This window comes from Oceanihabitans sp. IOP_32 (assembly GCF_009498295.1).
Classification (GTDB): domain Bacteria; phylum Bacteroidota; class Bacteroidia; order Flavobacteriales; family Flavobacteriaceae; genus Wocania; species Wocania indica.
This window is the reverse complement of sequence record NZ_CP040813.1, coordinates 1,510,928-1,537,709: the sequence shown is the minus strand read 5'-3', so window position 1 is coordinate 1,537,709 and position 26,782 is coordinate 1,510,928. Positions and strand designations below refer to the sequence as shown.

Genomic DNA, 26,782 nt, shown 5'->3' with positions numbered 1-26,782 from the left:
GCTAAATATCAAAAAGTATTCCGTTGTTGGTATTTCTAAAAATTTTATTGGGCTTCAGGTTTTCCAATAAGATTAAAATCTAAGTGTTTTCTAACCAAATCGGTATTTTTAACTTTTACAACCACCTCGTCACCCAACTGGTACACTTTTTTAGAACTCTTACCCACCATAGCAAATTGATCTTGATCAAAAACATAGTGATCGTCTTTCATATCGCGAACACTAACCATACCTTCACATTTGTTAGAAATAATTTCAACGTAAATTCCCCAATCGGTTACTCCAGAAATAACGCCTAAAAATGCTTCTTCTTTATGGTCTTCCATAAATTTAATTTGCATGTATTTAATAGAGTCGCGTTCTGCTCGAGTTGATAAATTTTCCATATTACTAGAATGGTTACACTTATCTTCGTAAACATCTTGATTTACCGATTTTCCGCCTTCTAAATAATGTTGTAACAACCGGTGCGCCATCACATCGGGATACCGCCTAATGGGCGATGTAAAATGACTGTAATAATCGAATGCTAAACCGTAATGACCAATATTTTTTGTAGTGTATTCGGCCTTACTCATGGTTCTAATCGTTAAGGTATCTACTAAATTCTGTTCTTTCTTACCATTCACGTCTTTAAGTAAATTATTAAGGGAGGCCGCTACATTTTTGCGATCTTTAAAATTTAATTTATAACCAAACCTACTTACCACATTGTTTAAGGCCGCGAGTTTGGTTTCGTCTGGTTCGTCGTGAACACGATAAATAAAGGTTTTCTTAGGGTTTTGTTTTCCTATAAATTCTGAAACCTTACGGTTGGCCAACAACATAAATTCTTCGATGAGTTTGTTGGCATCTTTACTGGTTTTAAAAAACACTCCCGTTGGTTTATTATTGGCATCTAAATTGAATTTTACTTCAACCTTATCGAATGAAATCGCACCAGAACGCATACGTTTTTTACGCATAATTTTGGCCAATTTATCCATTTTCACAATTGCGTGAGCAATTTCTGGAGCGGTATTATAGCTTTTCCCAGTAATGGACACCGCTTCTGGAATAAAAGTATCTAAATTTTCAATTTGATTGGTTTCAACAGAGTTCGAGCTATTTTGTTCTATAATGGCCTGGGCTTCTTCGTAGGCAAATCGCGCATCAGAATAGGTTACTGTTCTGCCAAACCATTCGTTTTTTATTTCAGCTTTATCATTTATTTGAAACACCGCAGAAAAGGTATATTTTTCTTCATTTGGACGTAAAGAACAAGCATTATTAGAGAGCACCTCTGGCAACATAGGTACCACCCGATCTACCAAATATACCGAGGTGGCACGCTCGAAAGCTTCATCGTCTAGAACGGTACCTTCTTGCACATAATGTGACACATCGGCAATATGTATTCCTATCTCGTATAAGCCATTATCTAAAACTTTAAAAGATAAGGCATCATCAAAATCTTTAGCGTCTTTAGGATCGATGGTAAAGGTTAAATCCTCCCGCATATCCCGACGTTTTGCAATTTCATCGGCTGTTATTGTAGTATCTATTTGATTGGCATAGGCTTCAACCGCTTCTGGAAAATCGTATGGTAAACCATACTCGGCAAGAATGGCATGGATTTCGGTATCATGGTCGCCAGGTTTGCCCAGTACTTGAAGCACTTTACCATGAGGAGAACTCGCTTTTTCTGGCCAATCTTCAATTTTAACTAGAACTTTATCGCCATCTTTTGCTTGGTATATTTTATTTATAGGTACAAAAATATCGGTGTACATTTTATTATTATCGACCACTACAAAGGCAAAATTCTTTTTATCTTGAATTTGAATCACTCCCACATACTCGCTTTTAGCACGCGCAATAATATTGGTGATTTCGCCTTCTAATTTGCCTTGTTTACGGCGTTTATACACATAAAACTCCACTTCGTCTCCGTTTAAAGCTTTATTAATATGGTTTGAAGCAATAAACACATCATCTTCAAAATCGTCACTAATAATATACCCATTACCCTTTGCTGCTAAGTCGAGAATACCGGTGTAATAATCTGTATTAACTACGGCTTTAAATTTACCGCGTTCTACCTCTTCTATTTCTTGTTTACCTTGTAAATCACGTAATTTCTTTATGATTTGATTTCTGCTACTAGCATCGTTAACACCAATTTTAGCAGCGATTTGTTTATAATTAAATGCTTGGTTTCTATCTTTTTTTAAAATACTTAAAATTGTATTTGAAAGGTTGGAAATGCCCTTTTTCTTGGATTTACCTTTTCTCTGTCTTGTCATGTAATTTTGTAATCATTATAATTCCCTAAAGATATTGGAAATTTTATTATTTAATAGCTCGATTTTAGGAGAAGACGGCTATTTATTTTTACAAAGCTACAATTTTAATATTTAATGCCATTAATTCATAACTTTCAAAAATCAAACTTATCCACATTATATATAATACAATAATTTTTCTTTTAAAATTTAAAAAAATAAATGATGCTTATTATAGTATGTTAATAGCGGTATAACTTTTTTTACTTTTATTTTGATGCTATAGTTAAAAAGGTCTGTTAAGGCGTTATTAACAGGTTATTTTGTTTTAAGATCTTGTTAAATAGAGCGTTTGTAAACGCTATTAACAATTGTTAACAACCTAAATTAACAGTCTTTTATTAATAAGTTTTTAAGAATTGATGTTTATATCGACTGTTAATTCTTGTCATATTTTAAAAAAAGAAAGTGACTTAAAAATTTGGTTTTTAGAGATGGGTTTTTGATTGAAAAAATAAATGGATATTCCATGGTTTTCTTATTAAAAGTAATTAACAGTTATTAACAAGTTATGAATATACTAATCGACATTGTTAATAATTACTACCTTTGTGCCATAACTTTTAATACCTTTAAAAAAATGAAAATTGCCATAGGAAACGACCACGCTGGTACCGATTATAAATTTGCTATTATTAAACATCTAGAATCTAAAGGTTATGCAATAACCAATTATGGTACCAATACTGACGATAGTGTAGATTATCCAGATTTTGTACACCCGGTAGCTCAAGATGTTGTAGATAAAAAAGTAGACTTTGGAATTTTACTTTGCGGAAGCGCTAATGGTGTGGCCATGACCGCTAATAAATATCAACAAATTCGTGCTGGTTTATGTTGGAATAAGGAAATTGTAAGCTTGATTAGACAACACAACAATGCCAATGTATTATGTATACCTGCACGATTTACCTCGGTACAACAAGCTGTTGAAATGGTAGATACTTTTTTAAACACCGACTTTGAAGGCGGTAGACATCAAAATCGAGTTAATAAAATACCAATGTGCTCTTAGTTTATTGCGGCTACTATTGGTTTTTTAGCCTGTTTCATCTTACATCTTTAACACATGGCACATAGCCATAATCATACGCATTCACATTCACATCCTAATTTAAAAGGTCGCAAACTTTTAGTCACGATTGTTTTAAATATTCTTATTACTCTAGCACAGGTAGTAGGGGGTTTAATTTCTGGAAGCTTGGCACTTTTAAGCGATGCTTTGCATAATTTTAGCGATGTAATCTCCTTAGTTATTAGTTATGTAGCCGATCGATTAACCAAACGAAAAGCCTCTTTAAATAAAACATTCGGATATAAACGAGCCGAAATATTGGCGGCCTTTGTAAATGCTGCCACTTTAATTGTTGTGGCCGTTTTATTAATTATTGAAGCTGTAGAGCGATTTCAGAATCCACAAGCTATCGAATCGAATTTAGTTATTTGGTTATCTGCCATAGCTATTTTAGGAAATGGTTTTAGTGTACTTTTATTAAAAAAAGAGGCCAAAACCAATATGAATATGAAAAGTGCTTATGTCCATTTATTAACCGATATGATGGCAAGTGTGGCCGTTTTAATTGGTGGTTTATTAATGAAATACCATCAAATGTATTGGGTAGATAGCGCACTTACCTTCGCCATAGCGCTGTATTTAGTTTGGATGGGTTTCGATTTATTAAAGGACTCTACTAAGGTTTTAATGTTGTTTACACCAACATCTACACCAATTAATAAAATTGTAGCCGATATAACTACTTTTGAAAGTATAAAAAATGTGCATCATGTGCATATTTGGCAATTAAATGAAGATGAAATTCATTTTGAAGCACATATCGATTTTAATGAAGATATTAGTTTATCGCAATTCGATAGTATTTTACATGAAATTGAGGATTTATTATGGAAAAAATACGGTATTAATCACGTAAATATCCAGCCAGAATTTGATAAGAAAGATACAAAAGAAGTGATTGTTCAAGATTAAATTAACCGTCGTCATTGCGAGGAAGCATGACTACGCCATCTTTTGATTGAAAGGGCAATTAAAACGATGAGATTCTTCGCTGTGCTCTGAATGACGGGCTTCGCTCTGAATATTCCACGTCTGTCATTCAGAAGGAGGCACGACTGAAGAATCTTTATAATGGGTTATACTAAGTTTATAGAGAAAGAGATTCTTCGCTGCGCTCTGAATGACAGGATTCATTATAAACAACTGCACACATCAATAACCCGTCATTGCGAGGAAGCATGACGAAGCAATCTTTTGATTAAAAGGACAGATAAAACCGTGAGATTCTTCGCTGCGCTCTGAATGACGGGCTTCGCTCTGAATAATCCACGTCTGTCATTCAGAAGGAGGCACGACTGAAGAATCTTTATAATGGGTTATACTAAGTTTATAGAGAAAGAGATTCTTCGCTGCGCTCTGAATGACAGGATTCATTATAAACAACTGCACACATCAATAACCCGTCATTGCGAGGAAGCATGACGAAGCAATCTTTTGATTAAAAGGACAGATAAAATCGTAAGATTCTTCGCTGCGCTCTGAATGACGGGCTTCGCTCTGAATATTCCACGTCTGTCATTCAGAAGGAGGCACGACTGAAGAATCTTTATAATGGGTTATACTAAGTTTATAGAGAAAGAGATTCTTCGCTGCGCTCTGAATGACAGGCTTCGTTATAAACAACTACACACATCAATAATCCGTCATTGCGAGGAAGCATGACGAAGCAATCTTTTGATTAAAAGGACAGATAAAATCGTAAGATTCTTCGACTCCGAATATATTCGGAATGCTCTGAATGACAGGATTCATTATAAACAACTACACACATCAACAACCCGTCATTGCGAGGAAGCATGACTACGCCATCTTTTGATTGAAAGGGCAAGTAAAACTGTGAGATTCTTCGCTGTGCTCTGAATGACAGGCTTCATTATAAACAACTGCACACATCAATAACCCGTCATTGCGAAGAAGCATGACTACTCCATCTTTCCATTAGAACAACAATTAAAACGATGAGATTCTTCGCTGCGCTCTGAATGACAGACTCGCTTTAAAAGACAGGCTGCGTTTTGATTGAAACGTTGCTATTAATAACAACACACATCAATAATCCGTCATTGCGAGGAAGCATGACGAAGCAATCTTTTGATTAAAAGGACAGATAAAATCGTAAGATTCTTCGCTGCGCTCTGAATGACAGGATTCATTATAAACAACTACACACATCAACAACCCGTCATTGCGAGGAAGCACGACTACGCCATCTTTCCATTAAAACAACAATTAAAACCGTGAGATTCTTCGACTCCGAATATATTCGGAATGCTCTGAATGACAGGTTTCATTATAAACAACTACACACATCAATAATCCGTCATTGCGAGGAAGAATGACTACGCCATCTTTTGATTAAAAGGACAGATAAAATCGTAAGATTCTTCGCTGTGCTCTGAATGACAGGCTTCGCTCTGAATAATCCACGTCTGTCATTCAGAAGGAGGAACGACTGAAGAATCTTTATAATGGGTTATACTAAGTTTATAGAGAAAGAGATTCTTCGCTATGCTCTGAATGACAGGCTTCGTTATAAACAACTGCACACATTAATAATCCGTCATTGCGAGGAAGCATGACGAAGCAATCTTTTGATTAAAAGGACAGATAAAATCGTAAGATTCTTCGCTGTGCTCTGAATGACAGGCTTCGTTATAAACAACTGCACTCATCAATAATCCGTCATTGCGAGGAAGCATGACGAAGCAATCTTTTGATTAAAAGGACAGATAAAATCGTAAGATTCTTCGCTGTGCTCTGAATGACAGGCTTCGTTATAAACAACTGCACACATCAATAACCCGTCATTGCGAGGAAGCATGACTACGCCATCTTTTGATTGAAAGGGCAATTAAAACCGTGAGATTCTTCGACTCCGAATATATTCGCTATGCTCTGAATGAAAGGCTTCGCTCTGAATAATCCACGTCTGTCATTCAGAAGGAGGTACGACTGAAGAATCTTTTAGAATTAATACTTACATTTGATTAAAAGATGAATATTAGTTTTAAATAAAGTGAATTAAATAAAAAGTTTATGACACCTAAAGATTGCCTCACCTTGACAAACACGCTATAATATGCTCAAAATACAAGTAAAACCATTTAAAGAATTATCCACTCAAGAACTGTATGATATTCTGCGTTTACGCAGCGAAGTTTTTGTTGTAGAACAAGATTGTGTATATCAAGATATAGATGGTAAAGACCAAAATGCCTTACATATTCTTGGTTTTAAAAATGATAAAATAGTGGCTTATACCCGCATTTTTAAACCTAACGATTATTTTGAAGAAGCCAGTATTGGTCGTGTGGTGGTTGCTAAAAATGAACGTAATCATCAATATGGTTATGGTATAATGAAGGCCTCAATTGAAGCTATAAAAAATCATTTTAACGAAACAACCATTAAAATTTCTGCCCAAGTTTATTTGAAGGATTTTTATAATAATTTAGGGTTTAAAGCTATTGGTGACGAATATCTTGAGGATAATATTCCGCACATAGGCATGTTAGCTGTGATGTAACAATTATGATAAAAGATATTATTAATGACTTTTTTAAGTTTTTAAAAAAACCTAACGATGTTCAAATACAATGTTCTTTTAATTACAAAATTAAATTTCTATTAGTCTTACTCTTTTTCGAGTTGGTGTTTACTTTTATAATTGTAATTCCAGTATTTTCTATAATTGATTCTATTCTTAGTTTAAAAGATAAACAGATCAATTACTCCATGACTTTGCTAAATTCAATATTTGCTTTAGTTATTTTAATTCCGTTTTTAGAAGAATTAATTTTTAGAAAAATTTTAAGATTTCAGGGGATTCAAAAAAAAATAATAAGCAGAGAAAAGTGGGATAAAATATTTCCTTTTCTAGTTTATTTATTTGCTATTATTTTTGGTTTTATTCACTTATCAAATTATATAAATAGCAATGCTATATTTTTTATTTTGTCACCATTTATTATTTTATCGCAATTAGCAGGTGGATTTGTTATAACATTTATTAGAGTGCGATTAAATTTTAAATGGGCTGTCTTTTATCATTTTATTTGGAATTTAATTTTTATAATATTAATTCCTATGACATATTCATATCTAGCAAAACCATATTCAGATAATACTCCAAACTATTCAATAGTAATAGAAGAAAAAGCGTTTTTTAAACCAGAACAGGAGCAAAGTTTTAAAATAGATACTTTAAATGGTAAAATTCACGCTTTAAATATCCGGCAGTATTCCATTCAGCACGTTTTAGATTCCATTTACGGCAATAAAAAATATTATGTGTATGATGTATTGGTTAACCTAGATTTTAAGTCAAAAAAAGGTTTAGGCAAAGAGGCGTTTATTGAGTTGCTGCAAAAGGAATACGATATTGAATAAAAAATCTCAAGCGTAAGATTAATACCAAATTAACCAAACAACATTTCAAAATTAAATTGGTATGACTTGAGATTTTTAAACTGGTATCGTTTATCAGATGCTTTTTTAATTCTCAAAAACTATTTTTCCGTCTTTTTTTAATTCTAAATTTAGGCCTTTGCCTCGTAACTCATACTGCTCGTTTTTGTACCAAATGCCAGAGGCAGCCTTTTCACCTGCTAATTCTATTTGCTCGCCACCGTTTAAGTACAGTTTTACGGTATTTGTGCTGTTATTAAACGTCATATCTAGAGTTTGACCTTTGGCATTTTTTAGGCTTGTGTTTACTATATCATCTTGATGTGAAAATATGAGCTCTCCCTCTTTTTTTAATTCTATATCGTTGCCTTTTCCTCGTAATTCGTATTGCTCATTTTTATACCAAAATCCAGATGCTGGTTTTTGGCTTTGCAATTCGCTGGTATCGCCATCAAATTTTATAATTACGGTTCCCTTGTTATGGTTAAACGCCAATTCTAATGTTTTTCCGTCTTTATTGGTCGAGGTAGTTGTGGTAATATTTTCTTGGCTTGCTGTGGTTGTTTCGGTTAGTTTATCTACCTGATCTTGTTTTGCAGTGTCTTTACAAGCATTTAAAAATAGGGTGGCTACAAGACCAAGGGTTAAAATTTTTGTATTCATGTTGTCGTTAATTATTAATACCAATTTAGTTTTGAAATGTCTTATTATTAATTTGAATTATTTTTTGTTCAGATGAGATAGAAAATCAAAGCATAGCCGTAGCTATGGTTTTATTTTATACCGAAATATGGGCGAAAAAGAACTGCGAAGCACATCACGAACTCCTATTTAAAAAATAGAAAGATGTGAGTAAACGAATTATATGCGGCATGACATAACTAAATTGGTATAAGATGTTATACTAAGCCTATGGTGGCGAAAAGTATGCCATTCTAAGCAGAAAAACCTTTTGGGTTAATAAATTATTCATTTAAACTAAAAAACGGTTTGAGTAGGCACTCAAACCGTTTAATATTAAAAAAACATGTCTCTTAAAGCGTTTCAAAGAGAGAATTTATAGGTTTTCTAACTTTTTTTGCGTGTTGCGCAGCATCGTCATCATGTCTATAGCCAATAGCAAGCACAACCGAAGCGTTTAATCCTTTTTCTTTTAATTTTAGAGTTTTATTGTAGGCTTCGGCATCAAAACCTTCCATAGGTGTGGCGTCGATTCCAAGCTCTGCACAAGCATTTAAGGCATTTGCTAAAGCGATATAGCTTTGTTTGGCTGTCCAGTGAAGCATCTCATCTTCAGATTTTTCTGCCATCTTACCTTTTATAAAATCACCGTAACCCGATAGGTTCTCAAGGGGTATGTTATTAATTTCAGAATTGAGGGTGATTAAATGATCAACATCTTTATCGCTTACCTTTGTAGAGCTGCAGAATAAAAACAGATGAGAGGCCTCAGTAATTTGAGATTGATTCCAAGATAATGGTTTTAGTTCTGCTCTTAGTTTAGGGTCTTTAATGTCTAAAACTTTAAAAGGCTGTAATCCATACGATGATGCCGAGAGTTGCACGGCTTCTTGTATATAGTCAATATGCTCTTGAGATACTTTATTGTAGCATCAAATTTTTTGGTGGCGTAACGCCATTTCAGGTGTGTTGTTAAAGGCATAGGATTTTATTGTTTTGTAAATTGTATATCAATTACTAGTTTTACTTTATCTGAAACCACAATGCTTCCCGCTTCTGTAACGGCACTCCAAGTTAAATTAAAGTCTTTTCGGTTTATTTCTCCTGTTATTTCAAAACCAGCTTTGGTTTGGTTGTAAGGATCTACGGCTATTCCGTTAAAATCGGCTTCTAATGTCACCTCTTTTGTGATATCTCTTATGGTTAAGTCGCCAATAAGTTTTTCGCCATCAAATGATTTTGAAGTAAAGCTCATCTCGGGATATTGTTCAGAATTGAAAAAATCATCAGATTTTAAATGGGCATCACGGTCTTTATTTTTGGTGTTTATAGATGCGGTTTTGGCGCTAAATTCAAAAATAGCATCATTAAAATCGTCGCCATTTGTTTTGGCTGTGGCTTGAAAATCTTCAAAGTGACCAGTTACGGTCGAAATCATCATGTGTTTTACTTTAAATGCAATTTCAGAATGGCTATTGTCTACGTTCCAGTTTGTGTTATGGCTCATTTTTTTAAATTTTAATTGGTTATTATTTTAGTACGTCTTGAATATCTGTTAATTTCTTAAACATGGCACTAGCAAATGGACATAGCGGCAGTATTTTAATCTGTTTTGCTCTGGCCATATCTACTATGTTGTAAAGTAATTGTTTACCAACGCCTTTTCCTTTAAATGCAGGGTCTACTTCGGTATGATCTATGATGATAAAGCCGTTGTTTGATATGGAATAGGTCATGGTACCAGCTGTTGTATTCCCCTCTGTGGCTACTGCAAAGCCCTTATTGTTTTGTTCTTTTATGCTTATGTCCATTTTTTTTAAATGTTTATGTGTTAAAATTGCTTTATAATGCCATTGGGACTTCCATTAAAAGCACACGTGCGTCTTCTGTGGCTTTCACAGTGATGCTGTTTGTATCCCAAATACCCATGCCATCTCTTTTAGATAGTTTTTCGTTATTAATTTCTACTTCACCTTCAAGAATAAAAGCGTAAACCCCGTTTCCTTCTTTTTTGATGGTATATTCGTCGGTGTTTCCTTGTTCAAATTTCCCTAAATGAAACCAGGCCTCTTGATGAATCCAAACCCCTTGATCTTCAGGATTAGGTGAAAGAATTTGATAAAATTCATTGGATTTAGCGATGTCTTGTAATGAAATTTGATCGTAACGTGGGCTCACATTGTTTTTGTTTGGGAATACCCATATTTGAAGAAATTTAACCTCTTTGTGGGTGTTTTTATTTTTTTCAGAATGGGTAATACCAGTACCAGCACTCATAACTTGAACATCACCTTCTTTTATAACCGCCACATTACCCATGCTGTCTTTATGTTCTAAATCGCCTTCTAAGGGAATGGATATAATTTCCATATTGTCATGCGGATGGGTGCCAAAGCCCATTCCTGGCACTACAACGTCGTCATTTAATACACGAAGGACACCAAAATTCATACGTTCTCTGTTTCTATAATTGGCAAAACTAAAGGTGTGATGTGAATCTAACCAACCGTGATCGGCATGGCCCCTAGTTTCTGCTTTGTGAATTACTGTTTTCATAGTCTTTATATTTTTATTGTGTTATCAGTGTAATCCTTGAAATGATCAATAGCTTGTTTAAATTTTTTAAACTCAATACCGCTTTAAAAGGATAGTGCAAAGATGCAACCGTTTTAAAGGCTGTGGAATATGAAAAAAAGGGGAAAACTTATAAAAATCCGATTGGACTAAAAAGAAAGAGGTTTAATACCCGATAAAACCTAGTTTTAAATCATTAATGTCCGACAAAAGACATAAGACCGCTTCGCTAATAGACATAAGAACCAAGACTTGATTCTAACTAACTGATAAACAGAAGTACTTTAAATTAACAAAATAGTTCCTTTAAATCTTAATAATTATTTAAAATAAGCAAGGTGACATTTTAAAAAAACGTGCAAAGTTCTTAATTTTAAAAGGATTGACAGCATTATAATATTTTTAATCGGACACTAGTGGTTTTAAATATGTTTTCACTAAAAACTATGAACTCAGTTCTTCTTTCTTGAATTTTGAAGGAGATAATTTGGTGTGTTTTTTAAAAAATGCACTAAAATTTCCTGGCTCATTAAAGCCAAGTTGGTAAGCGATTTCTTTATTTGTTAAATCTGTAAAATAAAGCAACCTTTTAGCTTCGGTAATTATTCTTGCTTGAATATATTCTTTGGCGGTTTTTCCAATTTTAGCTTTAAAAGTACGGTTTAAATGGTCTGGGGTAATAAAAAGCTTATGGGCATAAAATGTAGTAGAATGTTCTTTATGGTAATGTTTTTCTACGGCAGCTTTAAAGGTTCTAATAAGGTTGTTACCCGTTGTATCAACATCAGATTCTATGGGGTTTACAGCACAAATTTTATTGCATTCTATAAGTAAGAGTTTTAAAAAAGCGCCAATAGATAAGTATTTCATTTTATCATCACTTTTAAATAGTTTAAAAATGTTTTCGGCAAAGTTTTCAATGGTTTCAAATTGCGTTTTGTTGGGCTGTAATGGCGGACTTTGGTCGTAATTTTGAAAAAGACTTAAACTATTAATAAAGGATAAGGGTACCGCGTTTTCGGATAAAAACTGATTAGAAAAGGTCATGGCATACCCAAACGATGGTTCGGTTTCAATAACTTGGTGTACTTGTCCAGGTCCCACAAATATAATTTGATGGTTGGCCAAATTATAAGCGTTAAAGTCTATTTTATGCAGACCTTTAGCCTTTTTTATTATTAAAACGGTGTAATAATGATGTCTGTGGGGTTCGTCAACTCTACCCTGACGCTTTGCGTAAACAGCCTCCATTTTAGAGATACCAAAACTCATGTTTTCGGTTTCAGAATGTGCTTTATGATAAGTTTTTACGCTGTTCATTTTTACATAAATCGTTAAAGGAAATTACATATAAGACACCATGGCCATTTTAAATTTATGACAAATAAAACCATAAAAATGGGCTTCTCAAAGATACCTAAATATGTTCTAGTTCATTAGGGTTTTATAAAAAAACACAAAAATCCCAAACAAATCTGTTAGACTTGCGCGATACAAGATTAAAATTTATGCCATGCATTAGATTTGTATTTTACAAACCATTTATGGTATGCTAAAAGATTACAAAATCATGCTATTTAATTAAGGGCAGTATTTTTTTAAAGACTTCTGTTTTAGAATCTTTTGTAAGTTCGAATAAACATATTTCAAGACTACTAAGGTGTGCGCCCTGATCTCGCATTTTTTTTATGGCGATTTCTCGATCGTATTTTTTTCTGGACGCTATGCAGTCGGCCACAAGCTCCACATTTAACTTTTTAGCTAATAAACCCATTGCGGTTTGATAAACACATACATGGGCTTCTATGCCACATATTAACCAGTTAGGTTTGTTTAGTTTTACAATCTCGTGTTCAATTTGTTTTTCATCTAAGGCGTTAAAAAAACGTTTTTCAATGGGTTTTTGATTTTTTAAAAGTTTTGATATTTCTGGTACCGTATGTCCTAAGCCTTCAGGATATTGTTCTAACCAAACAATCGGTATTCCTAATATTTTACAGCCTTTAATTAGTTTTTCAATATTAGCGATAAGGGATTCGCTTTCAAATACCGTTCTAGCCAGTTTCCCTTGCACATCTACTAAAATTAGTCCCGTGTTTTCTGTGTTTAGCATAGTTTAAAAATTGTTAATTTGGTATAATGCTTCAGTTTCAGCCTTAAAAAGCTGTAGAATATTGAGCTAAAGGCTTGGTTAAATATACCAAAATCTCCAATACACAAAATTAGCTATGTGTTTAAAGAGTAGCGTTTACCAGTTAAAAAGGATGAGCTAATACTAGATTTTAAATGATGTACAGCTAGCGTTACAAATTCTAAGGTTTATCCTATAAAAAACATGGTTTTGATTGGATCGTTTATGGCGATAAATAGGAGGTGTAAAATCGATTACAAGTTCTTTTTAAAAAACTATAAATACCATTTCTATTTATCTCAAATACCCTGTATAAGTTAAAGGACTATTTAATATTTCGGTCGCTTTTTTAACTTTAGGATCGTTAATTTTATAATAGTCGTATAAACCCTCTCTGTACACGTAGCGTTTTACAATCTCTTCGGTTAAAAGAGTTAGTAAATAAACTTTATTATCGTCTATAGCTTTGGTTTTTGATTTGATTAAGCTCGATATTAAGGCGTTATAATCGGCTGTAATAGATTCTGTTAAATCCTCTTTTTCGGCGGCTTCAAAAGCCTTTAAAAATGCTTTTTCAGTTTGGGTTTCAAAGGTGAAATTATTCGTCTTTAGATAGGATTTAAAGTGATCAAAATCAGCATCTGATAATTTAAAATTACTAATATCACTTAGGTCGTTGTTGTAATAATATTGCGTAGCAAAATCGAATAATAAATTTTCTTGATTTATGGCTTGAATAATAGGCGAGTTTTTTGTTGCCCCTAAATTTACATCTGGGAGTACGCCACCACCATCAAAAACTTTACGTCCGTTTTTAGTTTTAAAGGCGTTATAGTTTTCTTGTTTTACTTTAATGGCCTCGCCTTTTTCGTTTCTATTTCTGTAATCTAAAGATTGAATACAGCGTCCTGAAGGTGTATAATATCTAGAAATGGTTATTTTAATTTGAGTACCATAGGTAAGTTGTTTAGGGCGTTGTACTAAACCTTTTCCAAAACTTCTAGAACCTACAATAACGGCTCGGTCTAAATCTTGTAAGGCACCCGCAACAATTTCGCTTGCCGAGGCACTTGCTCCATCAATGAGTACGACCAGAGGAATTTCGGTATCAATAGGTTCATTTTGTGTGTAATAGGTGCGGTTGTATTTTTTTATTTGTGATTTTGTGGTAACAACTAATTGATTTTTTGGTACAAATAAATTTACAATTTTTATAGATTCGTTTAATAGGCCACCTGGGTTGCCTCGTAAATCTAAAATAAGACGCTGCGCACCCTGTGCCTTTAAATCTCTAAGTGCATAATTGGTTTGTGCAGCTGCTTTGTTGTTAAACCTGGACAATACAATATATCCTGTATTAGAATTAATCATAGAAAAATGAGGCACGGCATTTATTTCAACCTCTGCTCTATCTATGGTGGCTGTTTTGGTTTGATTTTGGCGCAGGTAAGTAACCTCCACCTGGCTACCGGGAGTACCTTTTAATAAATCGCCAGCAAGACCTTCAAAACCTTTTATAGCAGTATTACCCACTTTAATAATCTCGTCTCCAGCTTTTAACCCCGCTTTATCGGCAGGATAATCTTTATAGGGTTCTACAATTACCAGTTTATCTTTAAAGGTTCTCACCTTTGCACCAATGCCTATATAATCTCCCGTATTATTAATTCTGGCGGCTTCAACATCTTGTTCGTTTAAAAAATTAGTATAGGGATCCAAATCGGCAAGCATACTTTTAATGGCGGTATCCATTAAGTCTGCCGGATTGGTTTCATCTACATAATTCATATTAATTTCTTTAAACAAGGTGGTAAATATTTCCATTTGTTTGGCAATTTCAAAGAAATCGTTTTTAAAAGCAGAACCTGTTAGCACCATACTTAGGGCTAAAACAGGAATTAGTATGTTTTTCTTTAGAAGATTTTTCATTTTAAAGCTATTTATATTACTCTGAAACGTTGTTTAAAAATTTTTTAAATAGGACTTTCATTTTGGTTTCTACTTGAGTGTACGTAGGTTTCTCTTTGCCAATGTACAAAATCATAAAAGCATATGGTGTATCCAAATTGTTAAAAAAATCGTTTTTATTTAACCTGTAAGCCTCTCTTAATAATCGTTTTATACGGTTTCTATCTACAGCTGTTTTAAAATGTCGTTTACTTACAGACACTCCAGTTTTAGCGATAATAGCATCGTTAAAATGTGTTGGTAGGTAAACTAAACGCAGCGGAAATGCCGAAACCGATTGCCCTTCGGCAAACAATTGGTTTATGAGTTTTTTACTTTTGAGTTTTTCTTTTTTTGAGTAGCTAAATTTCAACAGTTGGTCGTTTTAAATTCAAAGGTAATAAAATTAGTATTCGCTATGCGTTTAGAGCTTGTTTTTAGACGAAGCGGATTTTATATTCAGATGAATTTTTTAAGACATAAGTACCACATACTTCTTATCGCGAAAGAGAAGTGTGTATGCGTTTTGGCCTTATTATTAAAAAAAATCTGCCTTACTTGCCTGCCGGCAGACAGGTCTCCATAATCGGCGAGAAGCCAATAGCAGTACGCTAAAAACAAGTATTGGTTTTTAAAATAAAATACCGATGTCCTTAATAGGATGGCAATTTATAATACCTTGATAGCAATCTAAAAAAAAAAAGTAAATATTTTGCTATATAATGGTATGACTTTATTTTTTAAGATGATATATGACATAGCCAGAAAAGTATTTTGAACAAAAATTTTATATTTCCCCTAAAAAATACGAATTTCGCCCAGTTACCGTTACATCTTTACTTTGGCGTATTTTATGCTCGGTATAAGATTAATATTAACAGAATAAACGTTATGGCTTTTCGAATTTTTACAGTGTGCTTATTTTTAAATTTTAGTGTTTGTGTTTCGCAAACACAAGATTCTATTTCAGCTCAAAATCCCATTAGAGATTCTATAATCGATGGGAATAATTTAAAAACAAGAACCATAGCTGTGAAAGTAGATAGCACTTCTAATAAAAACTTTGAAGACTTAGAGTTTGCAAAAAAGTTAGACGAAAAGTGGCTTGAGGAATTATACAATAACAACCTATACGATACCATCTATAAATCGGTAAGAGAACTTAGCTACCAACCTATAGATTATCCAGAATTACCTACCGATACGCTTAAAAAACGCTTAAAAGAACTGGATGCCAGAACCCCATTTAATGTCGCGTATAATCCAGCTTTAGAGAGTGTTATAAAATCTTATTTAAAAAATCGCAGAAAGCATTTACAAAAATTAATGACCTTAAGTGCATTTTATTTTCCCATGTTTGAGCGTGAATTAGACAACCACAACATTCCTCTAGAAATAAAATATCTGGCCATTGTAGAATCGGCTTTAAAACCTAGAGCAAAATCTAGAGTTGGCGCTACTGGTTTGTGGCAGTTTATGTTTGGTACTGGTAAAGAGTACGGGTTGGATGTGAGCAGTTATGTAGACGAGCGCAGCGATCCTATAAAATCGACTAAAGCGGCTGCTAAGTACTTAGCGCGATTGTATAAAATTTTTGGTGATTGGGATTTAGCCTTGGCAGCTTACAACTCGGGCCCTGGCAACGTTACAAAAGCGATAAGACGTTCTGGCGGCTACCAAAACTACTGGAATATTCGGCATAATTTACCGCGGGAAACTGCAGGCTATTTACCAGCGTTTTTGGCCAATATGTATATTTTTGAATACGCCGAAGCCCATGGTTTCGAGAAAATAAAACCAGAATTTGCCCTATTTGAAACCGATACCATTAAGGTGAAACATCTAATTACCCTCGACCAAGTTGCCGAAGTTACGGGCACCCCTATAGAAACGCTTCAGTTTTTAAACCCTTCATATAAATTAGATATTATACCTTATATCGAAAAAAAGGATTACGTTTTGCGCTTGCCCCGTAATGTGGTTGGTAATTTTGTAACTCATGAAGATAAAATTTACGCCATGGCTAAAGCAGAATTGGCCAAGCGAGAAAAACCCCTACCTCAATTTTTCACGGCCAATGCCAGCCTGCGTTACCGTGTAAAATCTGGTGATTATTTGGGTAAAATTGCTAGAAAATATGGCGTGCGCGTTAGCCAAATAAAAAAATGGAATGGTTTAAGAAGCAACAACCTAAAAATTGGGCAACGCTTAACCATTTACCCGCGCAAACCACACGTATCTGGTTCAACATCAACAAGCAAAACAACAAAACCAAAACCTATTTCTGGTAAGGTTACCACATATACTGTAAAACAAGGTGACTCGCTTTGGAGTATTGCACAAAAATTTTCGGGAGTTTCTGTCCAAGATATTAAAGATTGGAACGGTATTAGTGGTAATAAATTAAAAGTAGGTATGAAACTTAAAATCGGTAGAGGCTAAATTTCATATAAATTAAAATTTAAATTATGCGTCATTTTATTCTAATAACATTAACCGCTCTAGTGATACTGTCTTGTGGCGATAAAAAATCGGCAAACGAAAGAATACTTTTCGATTCCTCTGGAAATGTAAATAATATTTTGGTGGTAACTAGCAACGACTTATGGAAAGGCAGTGTGGGCGAAGCTATTAGAGGGGTTTTAAGCACACCAATATATGGTTTTCCGGTAGACGAGCCTATGTTTAGCATTAATCAAATACCCACCCAGGTGTTTTCAGATTTTGTAACCAGAAACCGGTCCATTTTAAAAATCGAAACGGGCAAACAAGCGGAGTTTAAAGTTTCTGAAAATGTGTATGCCAAACCCCAAAAAGTAATTGTGGTTGCGGGTAAAACCAAAACCGAAATTATAGGTTTATTAAAAGAACATACTGAAAAAATATTAGAAGAATTTAAAAAAGAAGAGTTAAGAGAACAGATGCGCCGCATTGGTAAATCCTTAAATCGAACTAAAAGCATAGAAGAAACATTAGGGTTAAGTATCAAGTTTCAAACGGCTTACCGTATCGCCAAGCAAACCGACGACTTTTTTTGGCTTCGTAAAGACATCTCTACAGGCACAACAAATATTTTAATATACGAGTTGCCACAAAGCGCTATAACTAAAAATGACGATGTTATAAATCAAGTCATAAAAATTCGAGATTCAATAGGAAAACAATATATTTCGGGTCCCGTTGATGGGTCTTTTATGATCACCGAAAATGCCTATACCTCTTTTCAAATAGAAACTATAATAGACAATAAAATGGCATTCGAAACCAGAGGACTATGGCAAGTTGAGGGCGCTTTTATGGGAGGTCCTTATATTAATTATGTTATCGAAGATAAAATTAATAAGCGTTGGGTGGTTCTCGAAGGCTTTGCTTTTGCACCATCTGTCGAGAAAAGAAATCACATGTTCGAATTGGAGGCCATAATTAAATCTGTAAACATCAATTAGTTTATAAGATAATAGCACAGACGATGTGGGTATGTGAAGTCTAAAGCTAAAAAAAATGAAGCTTAGTTTTACGACTTAAAATACCATGTAGATTTTAAACTTAGCTTAAAATAACACGCCGTTTTCATAGCCTTATTAAGTGGCCTGAGGTGCAGCTTTGGCAGATAAAAAACCGGAGCATACCAAGCCTAATACACAAGACCAAAATAAAATTACATTACAAAAAAGTGTTGTTTTATTAAGCTCGTCTATTCTATTTAAAATCTCAATGAGTGTATAAAGTAAGTAGTTTTTACTTTATGTTTAAGCTGTTTTTCGATTGAAAAAGCACAATCTAAACAGACTAACCTCATTAAAATTTAAACCAAAGACAACTAGTCTTTTTTAGATTCTTTTTTATTGTCCTCCTCCTCTTCTTTACTAGCATCTTTAAACTCTTTAATGCCACTTCCAAGTCCGCGCATTAATTCAGGTATTTTTTTACCTCCAAATAACAATAAAACAATCACTACAATGAGTGCGATTTGCCAAGGACCAATGGCTAAAAATATATTTGCTAGAATCATAATTTATAATTTTGTAAAGCAAAGTTAATAATTAAACTGTAATATAATCGTTTTAAGCATAACTTTAGCATTAGGGCAATCGCCACTTGTAATAATTTTATATACTTTTGTTTTATAATGAAACACGATAATAAACCACATAAAAAAATTAAGCGCAAGCTGCTCGATAAGTATCGGTTGGTCATTTTAACCGAGAATACTTTCGAAGAGCGTTTATCCTTTAAATTAACACGACTCAATGTTTTTGTAACGGCAACATTGTTTTTAATTGTTTTATTTACGGGTACTTATGGTTTAATTGCCTACACGCCACTGCGGGAATACATTCCTGGGTATTCCTCTACAGCATTAAAAAAGAGAGCGATGGCACTTAATTATAAAACCGACTCTTTGCAACGGGTCATTTCTATGAACGAATTGTATTTTTCTTCCATTAAAAAGGTTTTACAAGGCGATGTTAGTGCGGTAGAATTTAATAAAGATTCTATCATCGAATCCATTAAGGTTGAGGCCAGCGAAGTCGATTTCAATCCTAGCTTAGAAGACTCCTTGTTACGCGAAAAAGTGTCTAAAGAAGATAAATATAATTTATTTGAATCGGCAACAGCAGGCGCTAATTTTGTGTTGTTTCCACCTGTAAACGGCACAATTAGTGAACCTTATAGCCTTGAAAAAAAGCATTATGCGGTAGACATTGCTGTAGTACAAGATGCTCCAGTTAAAGCCACTGCCGATGGTATTGTAATTTTTGCAGAATGGTCGCCAACTACAGGTCATGTTATTATTATAGAACACAGTTATGGTTTAATTTCGGTGTACAAGCATAACAGTTCCTTAGTTAAAACCCAAGGCGATTTGGTAAAAGCAGGCGAAGTTGTTGCTACGGCAGGCGATTCTGGCGAATTTTCTACAGGCCCACATTTACATTTCGAACTCTGGAACGATGGCTATTCCATAGACCCTTCAAACTTTATAGATTTTAATTAAATGACATCAATAAAATCAGTTTTAGCAAAACCTTTTGCAAAATATATTTATAAACGCGTTCAAAAATGGGCAAATAATCCCATCGAAACTCAAAATAAAGTTTTTAGTAGCTTAATACATCAGGCGAGCCAAACCCAGTTTGGTAAAGACCACGACTTTAAAAATATAAAAAGTCATGCCGATTTTGTAAAACGAGTACCTGTAAGAGATTACGAAGCGCTAAAACCTTATGTCGACCAAGTTGTTGCGGGTAATGAAGATATTCTTTGGAAAGGGAAACCGCTGTATTTTGCTAAAACCTCTGGTACGACTTCGGGTTCCAAATACATCCCTATTACTAAAGACAGTATGCCAACACATATTGAAGCGGCCAGAAATGCCATTTTACTATATATTCACGACACGGGTAATGCCAAATTTGTAGATGGTAAAATGATTTTTTTACAAGGCAGTCCTGTTTTAGAAGAAAAAAACGGCATTCAATTGGGGCGTCTCTCTGGAATTGTAGCACATTATGTCCCTAAATATCTTCAAAAAAACAGATTACCTTCACTAGAAACCAACTGTATCGAAGATTGGGAAACCAAAGTCGATGCCATAGTTGAAGAAACCTTAGCAGAAGATATGACGGTTATTTCGGGAATTCCGTCTTGGGTTCAAATGTATTTTGAAAAACTTCAGCAGAAAACGGGGAAACAGGTGGGCGATATTTTTAAAAATTTCAACCTCTTTATATTTGGAGGCGTTAATTATGAGCCTTACCGTGCTAAATTCGAGAATCTTATTGGTAGAAAAGTCGATAGTATCGAGTTGTATCCTGCTAGCGAAGGATTTTTTGCCTATCAAGATAAGCAGAACGAAAAAGGGATGTTACTCCAATTAGATTCGGGTATTTTTTACGAGTTTATAAAAGCAGACGAATTTTTTAGCGAAAACCCAAAACGTATTACCATAGCCGATGTCGAAATTGGGGTGAATTATGTAATGATTATCTCAACCAATGCCGGACTTTGGGCCTATAATATTGGCGATACCGTTCAATTTACTTCCACAAAACCTTACCGTGTAATCGTTTCAGGTAGAATTAAACATTTTATTTCGGCCTTTGGCGAACATGTCATAGGCAAAGAGGTCGAACAAGCTATGCAAGAGGCCACACATCATACTAGCATACGGGTTTCAGAATTTACAGTGGCGCCACAAATAACCCCTGCTGATGGCTTACCCTATCACGAATGGTTTATAGAATTCGAGAATGCACCAGAAGACCTCTCCGCTTTGGCGCAAAAAATAGACCAAGCCTTACAACAACAAAACAGTTATTATTTCGATTTAATAGCGGGTAAGGTATTACAGCCCCTAAAAATTACTAAAGTTAAAAAGGATGGTTTTCAAGAGTATATGAAGTCTGTTGGAAAATTGGGCGGACAAAATAAAATTCCCCGTTTATCCAACGACAGAAAGATTGTCGATTGTTTAAAATTAGCCTAACACGCTGCGCGACGCTCTGCATAACTGGCTGCGCTCAGCATGACAGCACATTTAAAAACCCGTCATTGCGAGGAAGCATGACGAAGCAATCTCTTCAATGAAAACGACAAGTAAAAATCATGAGATTCTTCGCTGCGCTCTGAATGACAGGCTGCTTTGAATGACATAACACCGCAAAAATCCGTCATTGCGAGGAAGCATGACGAAGCAATCTCTTCAATGAAAACGACAAGTAAAAATCATGAGATTCTTCGCTATGCTCTGAATGACAGGCTGCTTTGAATGACATAACACCGCAAAAATCCGTCATTGCGAGGAATCATGACGGCGCCATCTCTTCAATGAAAACGACAAGTAAAAATCATGAGATTCTTCGCTGTGCTCTGAATGACAGGATTCACTTTGAATAATCGACGTCTGTCATTCAGAAGGAGGCACGACTAAAGAATCTTTATAATGGGTTATGCTAATTTTATAGAGAAAGAGATTCTTCGACTCCGAATATATTCGGAATGCTCTGAATGACAGACTCGCTTTAAAAGACAGGCTGCGTTTTGATTGAAACGATGCTATTAATAACAACACACATCAATAACCCGTCATTGCGAGGAGGTACGACGAAGCAATCTCTTCAATGAAAACAGCAAGTAAAATCATGAGATTCTTCGCTGCGCTCTGAATGACAGGCTGCTTTGAATGACATAATACCGTAAAAACCCGTCATTGCGAGGAAGCATGACGAAGCAATCTTTCAAATAAAAGGGCAAGTAAAATCGTAAGATTCTTCGCTGCGCTCTGAATGACAGGCTGCCCTGAATAATCCACGCTTGTCATTCAGAAGGAGGCACGACTGAAGAATCTTTTATAATGGGTTATGCTAAGCTTATAGAGAAAGAGATTCTTCACTTTGCTCTGATTGACAGGATTCGTTATAAACAACTATACACATCAATAACCCGTCATTGCGAGGAGGTACGACGAAGCAATCTCTTCAATGAAAACGACAAGTAAAAATCATGAGATTCTTCGCTGTGCTCTGATTGACAGGCTGCTCTGATTGACAGGATTCGTTATAAACAACTACACACATCAATAACCCGTCATTGCGAGGAGGTACGACGAAGCAATCTCTTCAATGAAAACGACAAGTAAAATCGTAAGATTCTTCGCTGTGCTCTGAATGACAGGCTACGCTCTGTATAACAAACTCCTTCGAATAACAGCACACCTTAAAAACCCGTCATTGCGAGGAAGCATGACAAAGCAATCTCTTCAATGAAAACGACAAGTAAAAATCATGAGATTCTTCGCTGCGCTCTGAATGACAGGCTGCTTTGAATAATCCACGTCTGTCATTCAGAAGGAGGAACGACTGAAGAATCTTTTATAATGGGTTATGCTAATTTTATAGAGAAAGAGATTCTTCGACTCCGAATATATTCGGAATGCTCTAATTGACAGGATTCGTTATAAACAACTACACATCAATAACCCGTCATTGCGAGGAAACATGACGAAGCAATCTTTTGATTAAAAGGGCAAGTGAAACCGTGAGATTCTTCGACTCCGAATATATTCTGAATGCTCTGAATGACAGGCTGCTTTGAATGACATAACACCGCAAAAATCCGTCATTGCGAGGAGGTACGACGAAGCAATCTCTTCAATGAAAACGACAAGTAAAAATCATGAGATTCTTCGCTGTGCTCTGAATGCCAGGCTGCTTTGAATGACATAACACCGCAAAAATCCGTCATTGCGAGGAGGTACGACGAAGCAATCTTTTGATTGAAAGGACAAGAAAAACCGTGAGATTCTTCGCTATGCTCTGAATGACAGGCTGCTCTGAATGACAGGCTGCTTTGAATGACATAACACCGCAAAAATCCGTCATTGCGAGGAGGTACGACGAAGCAATCTTTCCATTAAAACCACGAGAACAATCATAAGATTCCACGGTTTTCATTATTAAAAAACCTCCCAAAAACACCACCATTGTCATTCAGAAGGTCGCACGCCTGAAGAATCTTTTAAAAAATAATGGATTGTCCGCTATATGTCATAAACCTGTAAATTAGTAACTTATGATGACATCTTTGTGCCGACACGAAAATAAATATTTATTTTTAATCCGCGTAAATCTGTGGAATCTGCGGGATAATTCTCCCGTATCTAATATTTGTTTTCTCGCTGATTTCGCAGATGAACGTAGATTCTTTCGTCGTATTGCGAAAAACGGACAAACAGAAAATTAAACCTTAATACACAGAATAATAAATATTTCTTACCTAAGCTAAAAACAATAGCCTTCATAATTTCAAGGTATAACTATGGCAAATAATACTATATTTGCAATAATTTACAAATATATGGGTATAAATAAGCACCATGCAAGAACAAGAGCTCAAGAAAGCTCTAACGCTATAGAGCGTATGTACATTACCATGCGCCATTTATTTAACCGTGGGTTTTACAAGCCTATGGGTGTATCGGGCGAGACTTTAAGGGAGTCTCTTTTGGTGTTGCGTCCAGAAATATACGGTTCTATAGCTGAAGAAAAAATAGAATTATACGGCCTATTGTATGTTATAGACAGGCTACCTATTGGTATTGAAGAGTGCACATTTATTAATCTAACAAGTGATGAAGGCTATGCCGATTCTCACTTTCAACCAATAATTCCTCCAAAAAGACGCCGCAATTGCTATCGTATAGACAGCGATCAAATGAATATTGAAATCACCAGAGGCCGCTCTGAAATTTACGATATTTTAACCCACCTCACCTTTCTTTTTATCGAATCGCATAAAATTAGTAATCGAGTACTTATTGACGAGTGTGGGGCTACAAATCGAGATTGGAAAAAATTAGAGAAAGCAGTCTTATCAACCAAAAAATTTACACAACAAGAGCGCGAAATTGCGATTACGCATTTAGCAAATATTACGGGGCGTACCTTTAAAGAGTTAACAGAGGTATATTCTAAATTTTCGACCACTAAGCAGCCAGAGCGTTTACTACACATTTTATATTGGTTAGGCAAATTGGCTATAGAAGAGCAAATAGGTAAAGACAAACGCACTATAACCTTTAGTCCGGTGCTAAGAGAGCGTTTAGGGCATCATTTGCACGGTGAAGTTTGGGCGAATACCATTAAAAACACCCTGTATAAAAAGGATTTATTAAAACGTCCCATACATATTATTAGTGCTAATATGCATAGCGTAATGAATACGCTTTTTGCACCAAAGGCTTTAAAGTCTAAAAAAAGTATTTTTGAAGTTTACGAAGCATTAAGCCAAAAAGAGAATGAAGCACTCCGAAACAAAGTCACCAAAGAAGCCTTGCTCAATGGGATGATTTATATTAAAGACACCTCGGGCACTAATATCGATGTGCAAATTTTTGATACAGCAAAAATGGAAACTTCAACACTCGATATAAAAGCAGACGATGCACTTCTAAAATCGAAAAAACCGGTTGTATTTGTTATGGATTATGCCTTTGGCGAGCAGGCTTACGAGACCATCGACGAGCTTTTAAAACCCTATAAAGTAAACGGCGAAAAGATCCACTTAAATGTAGAATCCGTATCAATAATGGGTAAGGCTGGTATTTTAGAGGGCGGAAAAGGCGATATTATGATACCAAAAGCCCATATTTTTGAAGGGACAGCAGATAATTATCCGTTTACAAACGAATTAAAAAAGGAAGATTTTAAAGGTGAAAATGTCAACGTTTACGAAGGGTCTATGGTAACCGTTCTGGGTACTTCGTTGCAAAACAAAGACATTTTAAAATTCTTTCACAATTCCACTTGGCAGGTTATTGGTTTAGAAATGGAAGGGGCGCATTATCAAAAAGCCATTCAAGCGGCTTCAAAAGTTAGAAACAGTATTAGTCCCAATGTAAAAGTGCGTTATGCTTATTATGCCAGCGATAACCCATTAGAAACGGGTAGCACCTTAGCCTCTGGCGGTTTGGGCACCTCGGGTGTAAAACCCACCTATTTAATTACTAGAAAAATATTAGAACAACTTTTTAACTAACAGCATACTAATAATTATGAGTAAAGATTTGCCACAACCAACCCAGTCTGACGAGGTCGATTTAGGACAACTATTTAAACTTATAGGAAACGGATTTAATCGTTTTTTTAAGTTTATAGGGAGTATATTTAAAAGTATATTTCTAGCTTTTGTATGGCTGGTTTTTTTCATTAAAAAGCACCTCGTAAAACTTGCAATTGCTGCTGTTATTGGAATTATTTTAGGGGTTGTATTAGATCAAACCTCCGATCCTGTTTATAAATCGTATATCACAGTAAAACAAAATTACGATACAGGTGAGAATTTAAACAGTGCGATTAATTACTACAACGACTTGGTAAAGCAAAAAGATTTAAATACTCTAGAAGCTGTTTTGGGTATCAATCAAGAGGAACTTGCCGCAATTATCGATTTCGAAATGAAATCTGTAACCAGCGAAAACGAGAAATTGGTAGAGTACGATGCCTATCTTAAAACAATCGATACGGCTTTGGTTAAAAATATAGATTTTGAAACCTTTTCTAGGCAGTATAAAACGTACAATCACAAATACCAGCAAATAGCCATTAAAGCCAAGCAACGAAACAGTTTTAATGCGCTTTTTAGTAAAATTATTGAGAACATAAATACCAACCCTTATTTAAAGCGAGAGCAAGAAAAAGACTTGCAGGCGCTGCAAAACCAAGCTTTAGCCATTTCTAAATCTCTAGTAAAGTCCGATACTTTATTATCGGTTTACCAAAAAGCCATCTTAAAATCGGCCGAATTCGATAATAATTTTCAAGGCAAAATAACGGTTATCGATAATGAAGAAAAATTTAGTTCGACTAAAGATTTTGAATTGTATAACAAAGACTTAGAACTACGCGAGCAATTGGTAGAAATTGAGCGTGAAATCGCCGATAAAGCACAAATTATCGAAATAACTTCTAGTGCACAAGATAGCGGCTCTGTAGATGATAGAAAAAACTTTTTCGGTTATCTTGTGAGCGCAAAAATATTTTATGCATTAGCACTGTTAACACTTAGCTTTATCGTGTTGTTAGGCATAGAGTTTATTAAGTTTTTAGACCGTTATAAGGATAAAGTGTAGTAAATTAAAAA

At 34.9% G+C, this 26,782-nt stretch carries 21 protein-coding genes; 10 read left to right on the top strand and 11 right to left on the bottom strand.

Annotated features, from left to right (window positions below):
• Positions 1 to 44 precede the first annotated feature (44 nt).
• On the bottom strand, positions 45 to 2,285 hold the full coding sequence (locus FEZ18_RS06440) for a ribonuclease R family protein (RefSeq protein ID WP_153267559.1): 2,241 nt from the start codon (positions 2,283 to 2,285) through the stop codon (positions 45 to 47).
• Positions 2,286 to 2,904: 619 nt separating this feature from the next.
• On the opposite strand from FEZ18_RS06440, the gene rpiB reads away from it, so the two are divergent.
• The 4 genes from rpiB to FEZ18_RS06420 all read left to right on the top strand — a co-directional run bounded on the left by rpiB (position 2,905) and on the right by FEZ18_RS06420 (position 7,788).
• On the top strand, positions 2,905 to 3,339 hold the full coding sequence (rpiB, locus tag FEZ18_RS06435; protein ID WP_153269066.1) for a ribose 5-phosphate isomerase B: 435 nt from the start codon (positions 2,905 to 2,907) through the stop codon (positions 3,337 to 3,339).
• Positions 3,340 to 3,393: 54 nt separating this feature from the next.
• Entirely contained in the window at positions 3,394 to 4,311 is a 918-nt protein-coding gene (locus FEZ18_RS06430; RefSeq protein WP_153267558.1) for a cation diffusion facilitator family transporter, read from the top strand.
• A gap of 2,167 nt (positions 4,312 to 6,478) precedes the next feature.
• Entirely contained in the window at positions 6,479 to 6,925 is a 447-nt protein-coding gene (locus tag FEZ18_RS06425) for a GNAT family N-acetyltransferase (protein ID WP_153267557.1), read from the top strand.
• A gap of 5 nt (positions 6,926 to 6,930) precedes the next feature.
• A complete protein-coding gene (locus tag FEZ18_RS06420; RefSeq protein ID WP_153267556.1) occupies positions 6,931 to 7,788 on the top strand; it encodes a CPBP family intramembrane glutamic endopeptidase in 858 nt (285 codons plus the stop codon).
• A 105-nt stretch (positions 7,789 to 7,893) separates the two neighbouring features.
• Here the strand turns inward: FEZ18_RS06420 and FEZ18_RS06415 are convergent, their stop codons facing one another.
• From FEZ18_RS06415 to rnpA, 9 genes are all read right to left on the bottom strand, one after another.
• The gene (locus tag FEZ18_RS06415; RefSeq protein WP_153267555.1) at positions 7,894 to 8,469 is read right to left on the bottom strand and encodes an MliC family protein; all 576 of its coding nucleotides are present in this window, start codon (positions 8,467 to 8,469) and stop codon (positions 7,894 to 7,896) included.
• A 371-nt stretch (positions 8,470 to 8,840) separates the two neighbouring features.
• Positions 8,841 to 9,371, bottom strand: a complete 531-nt coding sequence (locus FEZ18_RS06410; RefSeq protein WP_317164457.1) for a nitroreductase family protein — start codon at positions 9,369 to 9,371, stop codon at positions 8,841 to 8,843.
• 104 nt (positions 9,372 to 9,475) lie between these two features.
• The gene (locus tag FEZ18_RS06405; protein WP_153267554.1) at positions 9,476 to 9,994 is read right to left on the bottom strand and encodes a YceI family protein; all 519 of its coding nucleotides are present in this window, start codon (positions 9,992 to 9,994) and stop codon (positions 9,476 to 9,478) included.
• Positions 9,995 to 10,016: 22 nt separating this feature from the next.
• Positions 10,017 to 10,325 (bottom strand): GNAT family N-acetyltransferase, encoded by a 309-nt coding sequence (locus FEZ18_RS06400; protein WP_410505148.1) that lies wholly within the window; start codon positions 10,323 to 10,325, stop codon positions 10,017 to 10,019.
• 4 nt (positions 10,326 to 10,329) lie between these two features.
• The gene (locus FEZ18_RS06395; RefSeq protein WP_153267552.1) at positions 10,330 to 11,043 is read right to left on the bottom strand and encodes a pirin family protein; all 714 of its coding nucleotides are present in this window, start codon (positions 11,041 to 11,043) and stop codon (positions 10,330 to 10,332) included.
• 462 nt (positions 11,044 to 11,505) lie between these two features.
• The gene (locus tag FEZ18_RS06390; RefSeq protein ID WP_153267551.1) at positions 11,506 to 12,381 is read right to left on the bottom strand and encodes an AraC family transcriptional regulator; all 876 of its coding nucleotides are present in this window, start codon (positions 12,379 to 12,381) and stop codon (positions 11,506 to 11,508) included.
• 253 nt (positions 12,382 to 12,634) lie between these two features.
• Positions 12,635 to 13,174, bottom strand: coding sequence for a hydrolase (locus tag FEZ18_RS06385; protein ID WP_153267550.1), 540 nt, complete (start codon positions 13,172 to 13,174; stop codon positions 12,635 to 12,637).
• A gap of 312 nt (positions 13,175 to 13,486) precedes the next feature.
• Entirely contained in the window at positions 13,487 to 15,121 is a 1,635-nt protein-coding gene (locus FEZ18_RS06380; protein WP_153267549.1) for a S41 family peptidase, read from the bottom strand.
• A gap of 16 nt (positions 15,122 to 15,137) precedes the next feature.
• Complete coding sequence (rnpA, locus tag FEZ18_RS06375) at positions 15,138 to 15,512, bottom strand: ribonuclease P protein component (protein WP_153267548.1); 375 nt, start codon at positions 15,510 to 15,512, stop codon at positions 15,138 to 15,140.
• Between the two features lie 518 nt (positions 15,513 to 16,030).
• Between rnpA and FEZ18_RS06370 the strand changes: the two genes are divergently transcribed.
• Positions 16,031 to 17,581: a LysM peptidoglycan-binding domain-containing protein gene (locus FEZ18_RS06370; RefSeq protein WP_153267547.1), complete on the top strand. Its 1,551-nt coding sequence runs from the start codon at positions 16,031 to 16,033 to the stop codon at positions 17,579 to 17,581.
• Between the two features lie 26 nt (positions 17,582 to 17,607).
• Positions 17,608 to 18,585, top strand: coding sequence for a DUF4837 family protein (locus tag FEZ18_RS06365; protein WP_153267546.1), 978 nt, complete (start codon positions 17,608 to 17,610; stop codon positions 18,583 to 18,585).
• A gap of 374 nt (positions 18,586 to 18,959) precedes the next feature.
• Here FEZ18_RS06365 and FEZ18_RS06360 read toward each other — a convergent pair whose 3' ends face one another.
• Positions 18,960 to 19,151, bottom strand: coding sequence for a twin-arginine translocase TatA/TatE family subunit (locus FEZ18_RS06360; protein WP_153267545.1), 192 nt, complete (start codon positions 19,149 to 19,151; stop codon positions 18,960 to 18,962).
• A gap of 117 nt (positions 19,152 to 19,268) precedes the next feature.
• On the opposite strand from FEZ18_RS06360, the gene FEZ18_RS06355 reads away from it, so the two are divergent.
• The 4 genes from FEZ18_RS06355 to FEZ18_RS06340 all read left to right on the top strand — a co-directional run bounded on the left by FEZ18_RS06355 (position 19,269) and on the right by FEZ18_RS06340 (position 26,771).
• On the top strand, positions 19,269 to 20,138 hold the full coding sequence (locus FEZ18_RS06355) for a M23 family metallopeptidase (RefSeq protein ID WP_153267544.1): 870 nt from the start codon (positions 19,269 to 19,271) through the stop codon (positions 20,136 to 20,138).
• Positions 20,139 to 21,629 (top strand): GH3 auxin-responsive promoter family protein, encoded by a 1,491-nt coding sequence (locus FEZ18_RS06350; protein WP_153267543.1) that lies wholly within the window; start codon positions 20,139 to 20,141, stop codon positions 21,627 to 21,629.
• Between the two features lie 2,369 nt (positions 21,630 to 23,998).
• Positions 23,999 to 25,678 (top strand): DUF6909 family protein, encoded by a 1,680-nt coding sequence (locus FEZ18_RS06345; protein WP_153269065.1) that lies wholly within the window; start codon positions 23,999 to 24,001, stop codon positions 25,676 to 25,678.
• A 16-nt stretch (positions 25,679 to 25,694) separates the two neighbouring features.
• Positions 25,695 to 26,771, top strand: coding sequence for a hypothetical protein (locus FEZ18_RS06340; RefSeq protein WP_153267542.1), 1,077 nt, complete (start codon positions 25,695 to 25,697; stop codon positions 26,769 to 26,771).
• Positions 26,772 to 26,782: the final 11 nt, after the last annotated feature.